At 55.1% G+C, this 16,225-nt stretch carries 17 protein-coding genes; 14 read left to right on the forward strand and 3 right to left on the reverse strand.

What is annotated here, in order from left to right; all coding sequences use genetic code 11:
* Positions 1-2 precede the first annotated feature (2 nt).
* From yceG to ptsG, 5 genes are all read left to right on the forward strand, one after another.
* Positions 3-1,025: a cell division protein YceG gene (yceG, locus tag LJA86_RS04150; RefSeq protein WP_104948866.1), complete on the forward strand. Its 1,023-nt coding sequence runs from the start codon at positions 3-5 to the stop codon at positions 1,023-1,025.
* Positions 1,015-1,659, forward strand: a complete 645-nt coding sequence (tmk, locus tag LJA86_RS04155) for a dTMP kinase (RefSeq protein ID WP_229225678.1) — start codon at positions 1,015-1,017, stop codon at positions 1,657-1,659. Before yceG ends, tmk begins: the two co-directional genes overlap by 11 nt.
* Positions 1,656-2,660: a DNA polymerase III subunit delta' gene (holB, locus tag LJA86_RS04160; RefSeq protein ID WP_229225679.1), complete on the forward strand. Its 1,005-nt coding sequence runs from the start codon at positions 1,656-1,658 to the stop codon at positions 2,658-2,660. Before tmk ends, holB begins: the two co-directional genes overlap by 4 nt.
* A 10-nt stretch (positions 2,661-2,670) precedes the next feature.
* Positions 2,671-3,465: a metal-dependent hydrolase gene (locus tag LJA86_RS04165; protein ID WP_229225680.1), complete on the forward strand. Its 795-nt coding sequence runs from the start codon at positions 2,671-2,673 to the stop codon at positions 3,463-3,465.
* 297 nt (positions 3,466-3,762) lie between these two features.
* Positions 3,763-5,196 carry a PTS glucose transporter subunit IIBC gene (gene ptsG, locus LJA86_RS04170; protein WP_008500788.1) on the forward strand — a complete coding sequence of 478 codons (1,434 nt, stop codon included), beginning with the start codon at positions 3,763-3,765 and terminating at the stop codon, positions 5,194-5,196.
* Between the two features lie 144 nt (positions 5,197-5,340).
* Here ptsG and fhuE read toward each other — a convergent pair whose 3' ends face one another.
* Positions 5,341-7,530 carry a ferric-rhodotorulic acid/ferric-coprogen receptor FhuE gene (gene fhuE, locus LJA86_RS04175; RefSeq protein WP_229225681.1) on the reverse strand — a complete coding sequence of 730 codons (2,190 nt, stop codon included), beginning with the start codon at positions 7,528-7,530 and terminating at the stop codon, positions 5,341-5,343.
* 350 nt (positions 7,531-7,880) lie between these two features.
* Here fhuE and hinT point away from each other — a divergent pair, with 350 nt between their 5' ends.
* The 8 genes from hinT (at position 7,881) to LJA86_RS04215 (ending at position 13,969) form a co-directional block, all read left to right on the forward strand.
* A complete protein-coding gene (gene hinT / locus LJA86_RS04180) occupies positions 7,881-8,240 on the forward strand; it encodes a purine nucleoside phosphoramidase (RefSeq protein WP_008500786.1) in 360 nt (119 codons plus the stop codon).
* Between the two features lies 1 nt (position 8,241).
* Entirely contained in the window at positions 8,242-8,616 is a 375-nt protein-coding gene (locus LJA86_RS04185) for a YcfL family protein (protein ID WP_126534326.1), read from the forward strand.
* 10 nt (positions 8,617-8,626) lie between these two features.
* Positions 8,627-9,274 carry a penicillin-binding protein activator LpoB gene (gene lpoB, locus LJA86_RS04190; RefSeq protein ID WP_045326975.1) on the forward strand — a complete coding sequence of 216 codons (648 nt, stop codon included), beginning with the start codon at positions 8,627-8,629 and terminating at the stop codon, positions 9,272-9,274.
* Positions 9,255-10,079 (forward strand): thiamine kinase, encoded by an 825-nt coding sequence (gene thiK / locus LJA86_RS04195; RefSeq protein ID WP_045910209.1) that lies wholly within the window; start codon positions 9,255-9,257, stop codon positions 10,077-10,079. Before lpoB ends, thiK begins: the two co-directional genes overlap by 20 nt.
* 11 nt (positions 10,080-10,090) lie before the next feature.
* Positions 10,091-11,116, forward strand: a complete 1,026-nt coding sequence (gene nagZ / locus LJA86_RS04200) for a beta-N-acetylhexosaminidase (RefSeq protein WP_032655375.1) — start codon at positions 10,091-10,093, stop codon at positions 11,114-11,116.
* 34 nt (positions 11,117-11,150) lie between these two features.
* Positions 11,151-11,693 (forward strand): alpha/beta hydrolase YcfP, encoded by a 543-nt coding sequence (ycfP, locus tag LJA86_RS04205; RefSeq protein WP_008500781.1) that lies wholly within the window; start codon positions 11,151-11,153, stop codon positions 11,691-11,693.
* Positions 11,694-11,931: 238 nt separating this feature from the next.
* Entirely contained in the window at positions 11,932-13,236 is a 1,305-nt protein-coding gene (locus LJA86_RS04210) for an NAD(P)/FAD-dependent oxidoreductase (protein ID WP_008500780.1), read from the forward strand.
* Between the two features lie 193 nt (positions 13,237-13,429).
* On the forward strand, positions 13,430-13,969 hold the full coding sequence (locus LJA86_RS04215) for a glycine zipper 2TM domain-containing protein (RefSeq protein WP_008500779.1): 540 nt from the start codon (positions 13,430-13,432) through the stop codon (positions 13,967-13,969).
* A gap of 59 nt (positions 13,970-14,028) precedes the next feature.
* On the opposite strand, the gene comR is transcribed toward LJA86_RS04215, so the two are convergent.
* Positions 14,029-14,664 carry a TetR family copper-responsive transcriptional repressor ComR gene (gene comR / locus LJA86_RS04220; protein ID WP_028015740.1) on the reverse strand — a complete coding sequence of 212 codons (636 nt, stop codon included), beginning with the start codon at positions 14,662-14,664 and terminating at the stop codon, positions 14,029-14,031.
* 244 nt (positions 14,665-14,908) lie between these two features.
* Here comR and bhsA point away from each other — a divergent pair, with 244 nt between their 5' ends.
* Positions 14,909-15,166: a multiple stress resistance protein BhsA gene (gene bhsA, locus LJA86_RS04225; RefSeq protein WP_045910210.1), complete on the forward strand. Its 258-nt coding sequence runs from the start codon at positions 14,909-14,911 to the stop codon at positions 15,164-15,166.
* Positions 15,167-15,241: 75 nt separating this feature from the next.
* Here bhsA and ldtC read toward each other — a convergent pair whose 3' ends face one another.
* The gene (gene ldtC / locus LJA86_RS04230; RefSeq protein ID WP_063621382.1) at positions 15,242-16,207 is read right to left on the reverse strand and encodes a L,D-transpeptidase LdtC; all 966 of its coding nucleotides are present in this window, start codon (positions 16,205-16,207) and stop codon (positions 15,242-15,244) included.
* Between the last annotated feature and the right edge of the window lie 18 nt (positions 16,208-16,225).

Below are 16,225 nucleotides of genomic sequence, written 5' to 3' on the forward strand. Positions count from 1 at the left end.
TCATGAAAAAAATGTTGCGCTTTGTCCTTCTCCTCATTGTTGCGCTGGGCGTTGCTGGCGGAGCAGGCGTATGGAAAGTTCGCCAGCTGGCGGACAGCAAGATCCTGGTTAAAGACGAAACGATCTTTACCCTGAAAGCGGGAACCGGCCGCCAGGCGCTTGGGGAACAGCTCTACGGTGATAAAATTATCAATCGTCCACGGGTATTCCAGTGGTTATTGCGTGTGGAGCCTGAACTGTCACATTTCAAAGCCGGTACCTATCGCTTTACGCCGGGAATGACCGTCAGAGAGATGCTGCAGCTGCTGGAAAGCGGCAAAGAAGCCCAGTTTCCGCTGCGATTTGTGGAAGGGATGCGCCTGAGTGATTACCTCAAACAGTTGCGCGATGCGCCGTATATCAAACATACCCTGAAGGATGACAGCTACCAGACGGTGGCCGACGTGCTCAAGTTTGAGCATCCCGAATGGGTGGAAGGCTGGTTCTGGCCAGATACCTGGATGTACACCGCCGGTACGACCGATGTGGCGATCCTGAAGCGGGCGCACAAAAAAATGGTCGCCGCCGTGGATGCGGCCTGGGAAGGGCGAATGGAGGGTTTACCCTATAAAGATCAAAACCAGTTTGTCACCATGGCCTCGATCATCGAGAAAGAGACCGCCGTTGCCGCCGAGCGCGATCGGGTGGCATCAGTATTTATCAACCGTCTGCGCATTGGTATGCGCCTGCAAACCGACCCTACCGTCATCTACGGCATGGGCGAGAGCTACACGGGCAAGATTTCCAGAAAAGATCTGGAGACGCCAACGGCGTATAATACCTACGTGATTAGCGGTTTACCGCCTGGCCCGATTGCCACGCCGAGCGAAGCGTCGCTGAAAGCCGCCGCGCATCCGGCGAAAACACCGTATCTCTATTTTGTGGCTGATGGAAAAGGGGGACACACCTTTAACACCAACCTTGCCAGCCACAATCGCTCTGTTCAGGACTATCTGAAGGCACTTAAGGAAAAAAATGCGCAGTAAATACATTGTCATTGAGGGACTCGAAGGGGCGGGTAAAACCACCGCCCGCAACGTGGTGGTGGATACGCTGAAATCGCTTGGCGTCGCCGACATGGTCTTCTTCACCCGCGAGCCGGGCGGTACGCAACTTGCGGAGAAACTGCGCAGCCTGGTGCTGGATATTAAATCCGTTGGCGACGAAGTTATCACTGACAAAGCCGAAGTATTAATGTTCTACGCGGCGCGCGTACAGCTGGTTGAGACGGTGATCAAACCCGCCCTGGCCGATGGCAAGTGGGTAATCGGCGATCGTCACGATCTGTCGACTCAGGCGTATCAGGGCGGTGGACGCGGTATTGACCAGACCATGCTGGCAACGCTGCGCAATGCCGTACTGGGGGATTTTCGTCCCGACCTGACGCTCTATCTGGATGTGACCCCGGAAGTGGGTCTTAAACGCGCCCGCGCGCGCGGCGAGCTCGACCGCATTGAACAAGAGTCGTTTGATTTCTTTAACCGCACCCGTGCGCGCTATCTTGAACTGGCCGCACAGGACAGCTCCATTCGTACCATCGATGCAACGCAATCCCTGGATGAGGTGACGCGTGACATTCAGCAAACTGTGACGCAGTGGGTGCAGGAGCAGCAGGCATGAAATGGTATCCATGGTTGCGTCCGCACTTTGAACAGCTGATCGGCAGCTATCAGGCGGGGCGGGGGCATCATGCGTTACTGATTCAGGCATTGCCGGGAATGGGCGATGATGCATTGATTTATGCCATCACCCGTTTTCTGATGTGCCAGCAGCCGGAAGGGCATAAAAGCTGCGGCAAATGCCGCGGCTGTCAGCTGATGCAGGCGGGCACGCATCCTGACTACTACACGCTTGAGCCTGAGAAGGGGAAAAGCGCGCTCGGTATCGATGCCGTGCGGGAAGTCAGTGAAAAATTGTACGAACACGCGCGGCTGGGCGGCGCTAAAGTAGTCTGGCTTAAAGACGCCACGCAGCTGACCGAGGCGGCAGCTAATGCCCTGCTGAAGACCCTGGAAGAGCCGCCGGTAAAAACGTGGTTTTTCCTTTCGTGCCGTGACCCGGGACGCTTGCTGGCGACGCTGCGCAGCCGCTGTCGTCTTCATCACCTTGCTGTGCCTCAGGAATCGTGGGCGCTGGGCTGGCTGGAACGAGAGGTGACAACGTCACCTGAGAGTGCGCTGTCCGCCTTGCGCCTGAGCAGCGGCGCGCCCGCAGCGGCGCTGGCATTGCTGCAACCTGACGTCTGGTCGCAGCGAGAAACGCTTTGCCGGGCCGTCGAAATGGCACTCAATAACCACGACTGGCTAAGCGTATTGCCTGCGCTTAACAGCGATCAGGCCGTTGAGCGCCTGCACTGGCTGGCCTCGTTACTGCTGGATGCCCTCAAACTTCAGCAAGGGGCAACGCTGCTGACCAACCCGGACGCGTGGACACTGGTGAATACGCTGGCGAACCGCCTCTCAGGGACGATTCTTCATGCGATGCTTCATGAAATTTGCCAGAGCCGAGAACAGCTTTTAACCGTGACGGGTCTTAATCGCGAGCTTTTACTGACCGACCAGTTACTGCGTATTGAACACTACCTGCAACCCGGCACCACACCGCCGGTTTCCCATCTCTGAGAGAGACATTATGTTTTTAGTCGACTCACACTGCCATCTTGATGGCCTGGATTATCAATCCCTGCATAAAAACGTGGATGACGTGCTGGAAAAAGCTGCCGCCCGCGATGTGAAATTCTGCCTTGCGGTAGCGACGACGCTGCCGGGCTATCGTACGATGCGCGAGCTGGTGGGCGTTCGCGATAACGTGGTGTTTTCCTGCGGCGTACACCCCCTGAACCAGGATGAAGAATATGACGTTGACGATTTGCGTCGTCTGGCGGCGGAAGAGGGCGTGGTGGCAATGGGCGAGACCGGGCTGGACTATTTCTACACGCCGGAAACCAAACCGCAGCAGCAGGCGTCCTTCCGCAACCATATTCGCATTGGCCGCGAACTGAACAAGCCGGTTATCGTCCACACCCGCGATGCGCGTGCGGATACCCTGGCGATCCTCCGGGAAGAAAACGTGACGGATTGCGGTGGCGTACTACACTGTTTCACAGAAGACAGAGAAACGGCGGGTAAACTGCTTGATTTGGGGTTTTATATCTCGTTTTCCGGGATTGTGACGTTCCGTAACGCTGAGCAGCTGCGTGATGCTGCACGTTATGTTCCGCTCGATCGCATTCTGGTAGAGACAGATTCTCCCTATCTGGCACCGGTTCCGCATCGCGGTAAAGAGAATCAGCCCGCGATGACGCGAGATGTGGCTGAGTACATGGCCGTCCTGAAGGGCGTCAGCATCGAAGAGCTGGCCCGCGTGACGACAGAAAACTTCTCCACGCTGTTCCATATTGACCCTGCCCGCCTGCAATCTGTCTGATACACCTGTTTTTTTTAGGCTCGTAATTAATAAATAAACCGAGTAAAGTTCACCGCCTCATTTGGGGCGGTGATGCTGTTTTTAGACACATCCGGACATGCTTTTTGTAAATAACTGAAAGTTTTTCGACCGTCTTAAGCTGAAACGTGATAGCCGTCAAACAAACTCAGAGGGAATTATTTTACTCTGTGTAATAAATAAAGGGCGCTTAGATGTCCTGTCCACGGCACGGTACTCCCCCCGGGCCAATGCGTGAAAGCGTAAAAAAAGCACAAATACTCAGGAGCACTCTCAATTATGTTTAAGAATGCATTTGCTAACCTGCAAAAGGTCGGTAAATCGCTGATGCTGCCAGTATCCGTACTGCCTATCGCAGGTATCCTGCTGGGTGTCGGTTCTGCTAACTTCAGCTGGCTGCCAGCCGTAGTGTCCCATGTGATGGCCGAAGCAGGCGGTTCTGTCTTTGCTAACATGCCACTGATCTTCGCGATCGGTGTGGCTCTGGGCTTCACCAATAACGACGGCGTATCTGCGCTGGCTGCAGTGGTTGCTTACGGCATCATGGTGAAAACCATGGCTGTGGTTGCGCCGCTGGTTCTGCATTTACCGGCAGAAGAGATCGCTGCGAAACACCTGGCAGACACCGGTGTTCTCGGCGGTATCATCTCCGGTGCGATTGCAGCGTATATGTTCAACCGCTTCTATCGCATCAAGCTGCCTGAGTACCTGGGCTTCTTCGCGGGCAAGCGTTTCGTTCCGATCATCTCTGGTCTGGCAGCGATTTTCACTGGCGTGATCCTGTCCTTCATCTGGCCACCAATCGGCTCCGCTATCCAGACCTTCTCTCAGTGGGCTGCTTACCAGAACCCGGTTGTGGCGTTTGGTATCTACGGCTTCATCGAGCGTTGCCTGGTGCCATTTGGTCTGCACCACATCTGGAACGTTCCATTCCAGATGCAGATTGGTGAATTCACCAACGCAGCAGGTCAGGTATTCCACGGCGATATCCCACGTTACATGGCGGGCGACCCAACTGCAGGTAAACTGTCTGGTGGCTTCCTGTTCAAAATGTACGGTCTGCCAGCAGCGGCGATTGCTATCTGGCACTCTGCGAAGCCAGAGAACCGTGCAAAAGTGGGCGGTATCATGATCTCCGCAGCGCTGACCTCGTTCCTGACCGGTATCACCGAGCCGATCGAGTTCTCCTTCATGTTCGTTGCGCCGATCCTGTACGTTATCCACGCGATTCTGGCGGGCCTGGCGTTCCCAATCTGTATTCTGCTGGGTATGCGTGACGGTACGTCCTTCTCTCACGGCCTGATCGACTTCATCGTTCTGTCCGGTAACAGCAGCAAACTGTGGCTGTTCCCAATCGTCGGTGCGTGCTATGCCGTTGTTTACTACACCATCTTCCGCGTGCTGATTAAAGCACTGGACCTGAAAACCCCAGGCCGTGAAGATGCGACAGAAGACAGCAAAGCGGGCGCGACCAGCGAAATGGCTCCTGCACTGGTTGCCGCGTTCGGTGGTAAAGAGAACATCACTAACCTGGACGCGTGTATCACTCGTCTGCGTGTGAGCGTTGCTGACGTCGCGAAAGTAGACCAGCCGGGTCTGAAAAAACTGGGTGCAGCTGGCGTAGTTGTTGCAGGTTCGGGTGTACAGGCGATCTTCGGTACTAAATCCGATAACCTGAAAACCGAAATGGATGAGTACATCCGCAACAACTAAGTTGTGACCCTGGGGAGACTAAGGCAGCCGAATGGCTGCCTTTTTTATTTGTGCTGTTTGTCATGCCCGGCGGCGCTGCGCTTACCGGACCTACGAAATGCAAATGTAGGCCGGGTAAGGCGTAGCCGCCACCCGGCTTAACACTCAGAAGTCGTAGCTCGCGCTCACCGAGACGTTCAGCGGCGCGCCATAAACCACATAAGAGCCGACGTAATCGTAATACTCTTTGTCGAACAGGTTGTTGACGTTCGCCTGAACAGCAAAATCTCTGGTGACCTGATAACGGCTGAACAGGTTAACCAGCCCGTAGCTGCCTTGCTCCGCGCGGGTACGGCCAGCCGGCGCGCCATCCACATCCGTCCACACTTTGTTTTGCCAGTTCACGCCACCGCCCACGGTCAGTTCCGGCAGCGTTGGCAGTTGATAACGGGTGAACAGCTTCATGGTTGTACGCGGCTGATCGGAGCTGACGGCGTTGCCATTCTTATCTTCCGCAATGTAGCGGGTCGCGCCGAAGGTCAGCTGCCAGTTATCGGTCAGGGCACCGTTGAGCTCGAACTCAATCCCTTTGCTCACGACGCCGTCCAGCGATTGGTAAATCGACTCACCGCTCGGCATATAGGTATACGTATTGCTTGCTACGTTGTCCTGCTCAATGCGGAATATTGCCAGCGAGGTGGTAAGACGGGTATTGAACCAGTCTGCTTTCACACCGGCTTCGTAGCTTTTGCCCGTAGTGGGGTCGAGATAGCGTCCGCTGGCGTCCCGCTTGTCCTGGGGCTGGAAAATAGAGGTATAGCTGACGTAGGTCGACCAGTCTTCATTGATGTCGTAGACCAGGCCCGCGTAGGGCGTTACGTCATCTTTGGTACTTTCCAGACGGGTGTCCGGGGAGCCCGCAGGGTTATAGCGAATGTTATAGTGGGTATAACGCGCGCCGAGGATCAGATGCAGCGGATCGGCCAGCGAGAAGCGGGCGGAGGTATACCCTGAGGACTGGCGAATGTCGTCCTGGCTGTAGAGTTTCCACGGCGTCCACTGCGGGTCGGCAATGTTACCGTTCCAGTTCTTAAAGTTACCCACATCAACCATGCCGTAAACCGCGTCAGGCATTGAGTTGTCGTAATGGTTACGCTGACGACTGAAGCTGCCGCCGAACATCATTTCGTGCTGACGGCCGAAGAGATCGAAATCGCCGCGCAGGAAAGCGTCCACGGCATCCTGTTTCCGTTCGCCACGGTTCCAGCCGCCGTAGCCAACCATGCCTGCACCCGTCTCTTTATCCGGATAGCCGGACATATACATCAGTTTAGAGTCGAAGTTGGTTTCAGCATGCATGCCGTTAATGTGTGCTTCCCAGCCATTATCGAAACGCTGCGTCAGGTTAGCGAAGATGCGGGTGCTGTCTTTATCAGACCAGGCCCAGTCAGGCGCGACGGTCTGGCTGCGACTGTAATGGGTTTTACTTCCGTCACTGTACCAGGTCGGGAGTCCGCCCCAGGTTGGGTCGGCGGTATGGCTTTCCTGATATTCGTATCCCACCGAGAGGGTGGTGCTGTCGGTGACGTCCGCATCCATCACGCCATAGAGGAATTTCTTTCGGTAGTGATAGTTATCCACGAAGCTGTCGTTGTCCTGATAACCTGCGATCATCCGGCCCCGTAGCTTACCTGACTCCACCAGCGGCGCCTGGAGATCCAGCACGTAGCGCTGTTTATCCCAGCTGCCGTAGCTGGCCGAAACATTGCCTTTGAATTCATTGCTGTCCGCATGCTTACGCACCATGTTGACGTACGCTGCCGGGTTGCCCGTACCGGACATCAGGCCGGTGGCGCCGCGTACCACTTCGATGCGGTCATAAATCGCCGTATCGGCGGCAGTATCGCCAAAGTTCCACACTTCGCTGATGGAGGTTGGCAGGTCGTCATAGGCGTAATTACTGACGAAAAATCCGCGCGAGTAAAACACGGTACGGTCGCTGTCCTGCACCTGCGCCGTTACGCCCGTGGTGTTGGTTAACACCTGGCCGATGGACTGCAGGTTCTGATCGGCCATGCGCTGCTGGCTAATCACGCTGACGGACTGCGGGATATCGCGGGGAACCAGCAACAGCTTCGTGCCGGTGGTGGTGGTTTTGACGCTGTAATCCCGCTCCTGACTTGCAGAAGGATCCTGCGTTTGGTCAAAACCGGCATCAACAATAACGGTATCTTCGGCTGTTGATGCAGCGAAAGCGGCGGCTGGCGTCAGTACCACAGCAATGCAGACTGCCAGCAACGAAGGCGTTGCGACAGGCTGACGTTGCCCATCCCTGGTGTGATGAATGAAAGACATGATTAAACCCTTATGAACGATGAAGAGGGTATGCGTCAGTCCCGCGGACGCGGGCTGGCGTCGTTTTCTATGTTAAAAATGCGCATGAAAATGCAAATGCGAAATATACGCATTGCTATTAATGCTGTAAACAGATGTGTCGACCGGAACTGAAATAATGTTTCAGCCCATTAAGGCCCGCGAGCGGTCACTCTTCACTCAGCTGATGAACATTCGGGAAAGAAATCGAGGGAGGAGGTTGAAAGGACAGGAGAAACTCGCTCATACTCTTGAATTGTGTCACACCCTCATCCAGAGCGTGTGTTAACAGCGGACGCATCGCGCCTGATTAATCAAAAAAGGAATAGGTCATGGCTGAAGAAACGATTTTCAGTAAAATTATCCGTCGCGAAATTCCGTCGGATATCGTCTATCAGGATGAACTGGTAACGGCTTTTCGGGACATTTCACCTCAGGCTCCGACGCACGTCCTTATCATTCCCAATATTCTGATTCCGACCGTAAACGACGTAAAAACCGAGCATGAAGTGGCATTAGGTCGTATGCTGACGGTGGCCGCGAAAATCGCCGAACAGGAAGGGATTGCAGAAGACGGTTACCGTCTGATCATGAACTGCAACCGTCATGGCGGCCAGGAAGTCTATCATATTCACATGCATCTGCTGGGTGGACGTCCTCTGGGGCCGATGCTGGCACATAAAGGTCTTTGACATGCGTAAAGGGCGTATTACAGCGCTGGTAATGACGATGATGATTGTGGGGTGCAGTTCGCGCCCGGCGATCCCCGTGAACGATGAACAGACGCTGGTGATGGAATCCTCCGTGCTTGCCGCGGGCATCACGGCGCAACAACCCGCGCTGACCATCAGTGAAATCAATTCATCTGCCTCCTCTACGCTCTTTAATGAAAGACACGAACCCGTGACGGTCCACTACCGTTTTTTCTGGTATGACGTAAGAGGTCTCGAAATGCATCCGCTGGAGGCGCCGCGCAGCGTCACCATTCCGGCCAGATCGTCGGTAACGCTCTATGGCAGCGCCAACTATCTGGGTGCGCATAAGGTGAGACTTTATCTTTATCTCTAAGGGGTGAACCTTGATTAAAAACTTGAGCCGCTATGCGCTCGTGACAGCTTTCGCGCTGTTCCTGGCGGGGTGTGTGACCCGAACTGAACAGCCAGCGCCTGTGGAAGAGGCGAAACCGGGCACTGAACAGCCGACGCAGCCAACGCAGCCGCAGCCAACCGTGCCGTCCGTACCGTCTATACCGGCACAGCCAGGCCCGATTGAGCATCCGGACCAGACGTCGCAGCCCACGCCGCGCGTGCGCCATTACGACTGGAACGGCGCAATGCAGCCCATGGTCGGCAAAATGCTGCAGGCACAGGGCGTGACGGCAGGTAGCGTGTTGCTGGTTGATAGCGTGAACAACCGTACCAACGGTTCGCTGAACGCGGGCGAAGCGACAGAAACGCTGCGCAATGCCCTGGCAAACAACGGTAAGTTTACGCTGGTCTCGGCTCAGCAGCTCGCGGTAGCCAAACAGCAGCTGGGCCTGTCGCCGCAGGATAGCCTCGGCACACGCAGCAAGGCGATCGGCATTGCCCGTAACGTTGGCGCACAGTATGTGCTGTACTCTAACGCCACCGGTAACGTGAATACACCGGCCCTGCAGATGCAGCTGATGCTGGTTCAGACAGGCGAAATTATCTGGTCAGGTAAAGGTGCGGTTACGCAACAATGACAGCACGCGTGAAGAGATTCTGACGCGCTATTTTCCTCAGTACCGCCTTATCGCGCCGCAGGCCCACTCCGGGCTTGGCGGCGCGAGTTGCATTATAGCGCAGGGCGAACGACGTCTGGTCTTGCGGCAACATCACGACCCCTATGCGCCTGCCTCCCATTTCCGTCGTCAGTTTCGCGCCCTGAGGCGTCTTCCGTCAGATCTCGTGCCTGCCCCCCGTTTTTTCAGAGAGAGCTGGATGGCCGTCGACTATCTGGACGGTGACGTGAAAAGCGCGCTGCCGGACACGCCGGCGCTCGCTGCGATGCTGTATCATCTGCACCGGCAGCCACGTCTGGGATGGCGAATCACGTTATACCCGCTGCTGGAACGCTACTGGCAGCAGGCCGCGCCTGACAGACGCACCCCAGTGTGGCTGGCGCATCTCAAGCGGTTGCGTAAAACGGGCGAGCCGCAGCCGATTCGGCTCTCGCCGCTGCACATGGATGTTCATGCCGGAAATATTGTGCATACGTCAGCGGGCATCAGGCTCATCGACTGGGAATATGCCGGAGATGGCGATGTGGCGCTGGAGCTGGCTGCAGTCTGGACGGAGAGTGACGCTGCGCGGCAGACGCTGATCAGGGACTACGCCGAGGCGGCACATATCAACGCCGACGCGCTGAGGCGTCAGGTTAAACGCTGGCGGCCCTGGGTCGTCATGTTAATGGCTGGCTGGTTTGAAATGCGCTATCAGCAGTCCAGAGACAAACACTTTATTGCGCTGGCAGACGATGCCTGGCGTCAGTTACAAACGAAAGGATAAGAGAGGTGGATGTGGGTCCAGTCATGTTGGATGTAGAAGGGTTTGAGCTGGATGCGGAGGAGCGTGAAATTCTGGCGCATCCGCTGGTGGGTGGTCTGATCCTGTTTACCCGCAACTATCACGATCCGGCGCAGCTGCGTGAGCTGGTGCGTCAGATCCGCGCCGCGTCGCGCAATCATCTGGTGGTCGCCGTCGATCAGGAAGGCGGCCGCGTGCAGCGTTTTCGCGAAGGGTTTACCCGCCTGCCGGCGGCCCAGTCTTTTGCCGCGCTGCTCGGCACGGAAGAGGGCGGGAAACTGGCGCAGGAGGCCGGCTGGCTGATGGCCAGCGAAATGATTGCCATGGATATCGACATCAGTTTTGCCCCGGTTCTGGACGTGGGGCATATCAGCGCCGCCATTGGCGAGCGCTCGTACCATGACGATCCGCGCATTGCGCTGGCCATGGCGACCCGGTTCATTGACGGCATGCACGATGCCGGGATGAAAACCACCGGCAAACACTTCCCGGGTCACGGGGCGGTAACGGCGGACTCACACAAAGAGACCCCGCGCGATCCGCGCCCGGAAGCGGAAATTCGCGCCAAAGATATGTCGGTGTTCAGATCGCTTATCACTGACAACAAGCTGGATGCCATCATGCCTGCGCACGTGATTTATAGCGACGTTGACCCGCGCCCTGCCAGCGGCTCTCCGCACTGGCTGAAAACCGTTCTGCGTCAGGAACTGGGCTTCAATGGCGTGATCTTCTCTGACGATCTGTCGATGGAAGGGGCGGCGATTATGGGCAGCTACGCTGAACGCGGTCAGGCGTCGCTGGATGCAGGTTGCGATATGATCCTGGTCTGCAATAATCGTAAAGGTGCCGTGAGCGTGCTGGATAACCTGTCGCCGATCAATGCAGAGCGTGTTACACAATTGTATCATAAAGGTTCATTTAGCCGTCAGGAGCTGATGGATTCGGCGCGCTGGAAGACGGTCAACGCCCGGCTTGAAGACCTGAATGAGCGCTGGCAGGCACATAAAGCCAGCCTGTAAACCCTCCCGGAAGGCGTAGCGTGGTGAGAAGACGATGATCATCTATTTACACGGTTTTGACTCAAACAGTCCTGGTAATCATGAGAAGGTGCTGCAGCTGCAGTTTATCGATCCGGATGTACGGTTGATCAGCTACAGCACGCGCCATCCGAAGCATGATATGCAGCATCTGCTCAAAGAGGTGGACAAGATGTTGCAGCTCAACGTCGACGATCGGCCGTTGATTTGCGGCGTGGGGCTGGGCGGCTACTGGGCAGAGCGGATTGGCTTCCTGTGTGACATCCGTCAGGTGGTATTCAATCCCAACCTTTTCCCGAACGAAAACATGGAAGGCAAAATCGACCGCCCGGAAGAGTATGTCGATATTGCGACCAAGTGCGTCAGCAATTTTCGTGAGAAAAACCGTGACCGCTGTCTGGTGATCCTGTCGCGTAACGATGAGGCGCTCAACAGCCACCGGGCTGCAGAACTTCTGCATCATTACTATGAGATCGTCTGGGACGAAGAACAGACCCACAAGTTCAAAAACATCTCCCCACACCTGCAGCGTATCAAAGCGTTTAAAACGCTGGGTTAATTCCTTGCCTGCAGGCGTCGAAGCCCGGCCGCGAAAGCGTGCCGGGCTTTCTTTTTGACCAGAATTGTCTACTTTTAAGCCATCAAAACTTGATGCATATCAATTTTGGTATGACCAATGCGCCTGACGTGGTATTCTCAATGCACCTGAATGGTTTCAGTGCTGTAACCTGTTGTTAATTAAGGGTTATTTTTATAACTTTTAATTAACAATTGGTTAATAATTTGAGGGGGTCACGTTGACTACGCCATTGAAAAAGATAGTGATTGTAGGCGGTGGTGCTGGCGGGCTGGAGCTGGCGACACAGTTGGGTAAGAAGCTGGGTCGCGGTAAAAAAGCCAAAATCACGCTGGTGGATCGTAACCACAGCCACCTGTGGAAACCGCTGCTGCATGAAGTGGCGACCGGCTCTCTGGACGAGGGCGTGGACGCGCTCAGCTATCTGGCGCACGCGCGCAACCACCATTTCCAGTTCCAGCTGGGCTCGGTGGTGGACATCAACCGTGAAAGCAAAACCATCACTCTGGCAGAACTGCGTGATGAAAAAGGGGAGCTGTTGGTTCCTGAGCGCAAGCTGCCGTATGACACGCTGGTCATGGCGCTCGGCAGTACCTCCAACGACTTCAACACGCCGGGCGTGAAAGAGCACTGTATCTTCCTCGATAACCCGCACCAGGCGCGTCGTTTCCATCAGGAAATGCTGAACCTGTTCCTGAAGTACACCAGCAATATGGGTGCGAACGGTAAGGTAAATATCGCCATTGTCGGCGGCGGTGCGACGGGCGTTGAGCTGTCTGCGGAGCTGCACAATGCGGTGAAACAGCTGCACAGCTACGGTTACAAAGGGTTAACGAATGAAGCGCTGAACGTCACGCTGGTCGAAGCCGGTGAACGCATTCTGCCTGCGCTGCCTCCGCGTATTTCCGGTGCGGCGCACAATGAACTCACCAAGCTGGGCGTCCGGGTGCTGACGCAGACCATGGTGACCAGCGCCGACGAAGGCGGCCTGCACACCAAAGACGGCGAGTATATCAAAGCGGATCTGATGGTCTGGGCGGCCGGTATCAAAGCGCCTGACTTTATGAAAGATATCGGCGGCCTGGAAACCAACCGCATTAACCAGCTGGTCACGGAGCCAACGCTGCAAACCACGCGTGACCCTGAAATCTTTGCTATCGGTGACTGCGCCTCCTGCGCCCGTCCTGAGGGTGGATTCGTGCCGCCGCGCGCACAAGCCGCACACCAGATGGCAAGCCTGGTCCTGCACAACATTCTGGCGCAGTACAAAGGCAAGCCAATGAAGGCCTATGTCTACAAAGACCATGGTTCTCTGGTGTCTCTGTCAAACTTCTCTACTGTCGGCAGCCTGATGGGTAACCTGATGCGCGGCTCGATGATGGTAGAAGGGCGCATTGCCCGCTTCGTGTATATCTCCCTCTACCGTATGCACCAGATTGCGCTGCACGGCTACTTCAAAACCGGGCTGATGATGCTGGTGGGCAGAATCAACCGCGTGATCCGTCCGCGTCTGAAGCTGCACTAATCTTTCACTCCCTCCGGGCTCTCCGGAGGGAGTTTTTAGCATTTCATGCTGTAGATCACAGATTGAGTGCTTAAGAGTTCTCCTAAATACAATATATCTCCTCTGAACGTCCCTTTTTTGATCCTTTATCTGATTGGCGAAGCCGTGCCTCCATTGCAAAATTGTTACCAATAGCAACAAAGGAGGAAGTCCCGTGAATAAATCAATGTTGGCGGGTATAGGGATTGGCGTCGCGGCTGCGTTAGGTGTGGCTGCCGTTGCCAGTCTCAACGTATTAGATCGCGGCCCGCAGTATGCGCAGGTGGTTTCTGCTACACCGATTAAAGAAACGGTAAAAACGCCTCGTCAGGAGTGCCGTAACGTCTCCGTGACGCATCGTCGTCCGGTGCAGGATGAAAACCGTATCGCCGGTTCTGTTCTTGGCGCGGTAGCGGGTGGCGTGATTGGTCACCAGTTCGGCGGCGGCCGGGGTAAAGATGTGGCGACTGTGGTCGGCGCGCTGGGTGGCGGCTATGCCGGTAACCAGGTGCAGGGCGCGATGCAGGATAACGATACCTACACCACGACTCAGCAACGCTGCAAAACCGTCTATGACAAGTCGGAAAAAATGCTGGGCTATGACGTGACGTACAAAATTGGCGATCAGCAGGGAAAAATCCGCATGGACAAAGACCCTGGCACGCAAATTCCACTGGATGGAAATGGTCAGCTGGTTCTGAATAACAAAGTGTAAAAAAGATGTTCTCTGAATTTAGCTCCTCATGCGCTCAGGCTGAGGAGCTTTTTTTTGCTTTAGATTTTGAGGAGCTCAGGCCACAGTCGCAGCGTGGTTTCGCTAATATTCTGCAGTTTTTCCAGCGTTGCCCCTTCACGGGCGCTGATCGACATCCCCTGCAAAATACAGCTTAGGTATTGTGCCAGCAGTTGGGGGTTGCACTGCGCAGGGATTTCACCGCGCTGCTGGCGCTGTGCCAGAAAGGCGCTCAGCGTCTCCTCCTGCATCGCATGACGCGATTTCACCGTATTGGCAATCTCTTTCGAGGACGCCGCCAGGGTGGCAGAAGTGTTAATCATAAAGCAGCCCGCAGGCGTATCTTTACTGGTGAAGCAGGTCGCGACGGCGGTGAAGTAATCCCGAAGCGCCTGTTCGACGCTTTTCTCTTCACAAAATAGCTGGGCTTCATGTTTCGCTGCAAAACGCGAAATGTATCTGTCCAGCACCGCCCTGAACAGCCCCTCTTTATTGGTAAATTCGGCATACAGCGTCGGCGCTTTGGCTCCGGTAGCTTCTACCAGATCGGAAAGCGAGGTTGCTTCATACCCATGTTGCCAGAAGAGAGTCATGGCCTTATCAAGCGCTGCATCCCTGTCAAACACTTTTGGTCGGCCACGGCTTTTCTTCGCACAACTCGTGACGTCGGTTGTCATGTGCCGTTGGTCCTCTGTTGGTTTGGTGAATAACCATTATAAAAATAAACGCAACCCACCACCAGTGCTGAATGCTTAAAAATATATTAATCATATCTATATGAAAAATAACGACTTTAAAATTAAGTTAATGGTCGTTATAAAATTATGTTGACGCGTGACCTGGATCACATTTATGATTTACCTATCGATCGTTAACTAAATAGATAACGACCTCCAAATTCATCTGCTAAAGGTAAACATCATGAAAAACGTAAAAACCCTCATCGCTGCTGCTGTTCTGAGTTCACTTTCTTTCGCAAGCTTTGCGGCTGTACAAGTACAGTCCACCCCGGTCGATCAGCATAAAGTCGGGACGATCTCTGCGTCTGCCGGTACTAACCTGGGTTCACTGGAAGATCAGCTGGCACAAAAAGCGGAAGAGATGGGTGCTAAATCTTACCGCATCACCTCTGTGACCGGTCCTAACACCCTGCACGGCACCGCCGTCATCTACAAATAAGCCGGGCATAAACCCTCATTTATGCCACTGCAATAAAAAACGCCCTGCTGAGCAGGGCGTTTTTTTATTTATGATTTACATCGATTGCTGGATTACATCGTGATGCCGGGTGACATCGGTCGGCATGCCTGAACGGGCCTCCATTGCACGCTCCATCACCACGCTGTTGGTATTCGCATTCGTTTTGAAGCTCACCATTGCGGCATTCAGGTTAATGGGCAGCGTCTGCGGGTCATCGTCAATGTTTTTCGATAGCGGCTGGTGAATTTCGACCAGGCGCACGCCGCCCGGCTCCTCAGAAACCTTAATCGGCGTATTGATGATATTCACTTTGGTACCCGGCGTAACAACGTTAAACAGCGTTTTGATATCGTCATCGCGCAGACGAATACAGCCGGAGCTGACGCGCATGCCGATGCCAAAGTCCGCGTTCGTTCCGTGCAGCAGGTAAACGCCACCGTAGGCCGCCAGGCGGATCGCGTGGTGACCCATCGGGTTATCCGGGCCTGCCGGCACCACGGCCGGAAGATCGATGCCCTGAGCTTTATAACGGGCACGAATATTGGCCGTCGGGGTCCAGGTTGGATTCGCGCGTTTATCCGAGACGGTGGTGACCATCGTCGGCGTCAGGGTGTCGCCGCCCAGCTGACCAATACCAATCGGGTAGACGGTCACCTCATTCTTACCCGGCGGGTAATAGTACAGACGTAGCTCCGCCAGGTTTATCACAATCCCCTCGCGCGGGGCGTCCGGCAGGATCGTCTGTAACGGGATAGTCAACACGCTGCCTGCACGCGGGACGTAGGGATCGACGCCAGGGTTCGCCTGCAGCAGAGCCAGAAAACCGACGTTATATTTTTTGGCAATGGCTTCCAGCGAACCGCCATTATTTTCAACCACATGAAAGCGGTTTTCACCCACCACCTTGCTGCCGGGCGGAGGAAGGGGCCAGGTATTTGCGCGAGCAGGAAGCGCCACCGCGACGGTGGCTGCCAGCGCAAACAGGGTTAACCAGCGAGTAAAACGCGAAAAGGTCATCATCACCATAATCCATGCAAA

The organism is Enterobacter sp. TCD1-1 (genome assembly GCF_020567405.1).
Taxonomy (GTDB): Bacteria; Pseudomonadota; Gammaproteobacteria; order Enterobacterales; family Enterobacteriaceae; genus Enterobacter; species Enterobacter quasiroggenkampii.

What these genes read in the sequence shown, in the direction of transcription:
- yceG (WP_104948866.1), top strand. Translation starts at nt 3, where the DNA reads ATGAAAAAAATGTTGCGCTTTGTCCTTCTCCTCATTGTTGCGCTGGGC.
- LJA86_RS04185 (WP_126534326.1), top strand. Translation starts at nt 8,242, where the DNA reads ATGCGTAAAGGGCGTATTACAGCGCTGGTAATGACGATGATGATTGTG.
- ldtC (WP_063621382.1), bottom strand. Translation starts at nt 16,207, where the DNA reads ATGATGACCTTTTCGCGTTTTACTCGCTGGTTAACCCTGTTTGCGCTG.
- ptsG (WP_008500788.1), top strand. Translation starts at nt 3,763, where the DNA reads ATGTTTAAGAATGCATTTGCTAACCTGCAAAAGGTCGGTAAATCGCTG.
- hinT (WP_008500786.1), top strand. Translation starts at nt 7,881, where the DNA reads ATGGCTGAAGAAACGATTTTCAGTAAAATTATCCGTCGCGAAATTCCG.
- holB (WP_229225679.1), top strand. Translation starts at nt 1,656, where the DNA reads ATGAAATGGTATCCATGGTTGCGTCCGCACTTTGAACAGCTGATCGGC.
- LJA86_RS04165 (WP_229225680.1), top strand. Translation starts at nt 2,671, where the DNA reads ATGTTTTTAGTCGACTCACACTGCCATCTTGATGGCCTGGATTATCAA.
- tmk (WP_229225678.1), top strand. Translation starts at nt 1,015, where the DNA reads ATGCGCAGTAAATACATTGTCATTGAGGGACTCGAAGGGGCGGGTAAA.
- comR (WP_028015740.1), bottom strand. Translation starts at nt 14,664, where the DNA reads ATGACAACCGACGTCACGAGTTGTGCGAAGAAAAGCCGTGGCCGACCA.
- ycfP (WP_008500781.1), top strand. Translation starts at nt 11,151, where the DNA reads ATGATCATCTATTTACACGGTTTTGACTCAAACAGTCCTGGTAATCAT.
- bhsA (WP_045910210.1), top strand. Translation starts at nt 14,909, where the DNA reads ATGAAAAACGTAAAAACCCTCATCGCTGCTGCTGTTCTGAGTTCACTT.
- fhuE (WP_229225681.1), bottom strand. Translation starts at nt 7,530, where the DNA reads ATGTCTTTCATTCATCACACCAGGGATGGGCAACGTCAGCCTGTCGCA.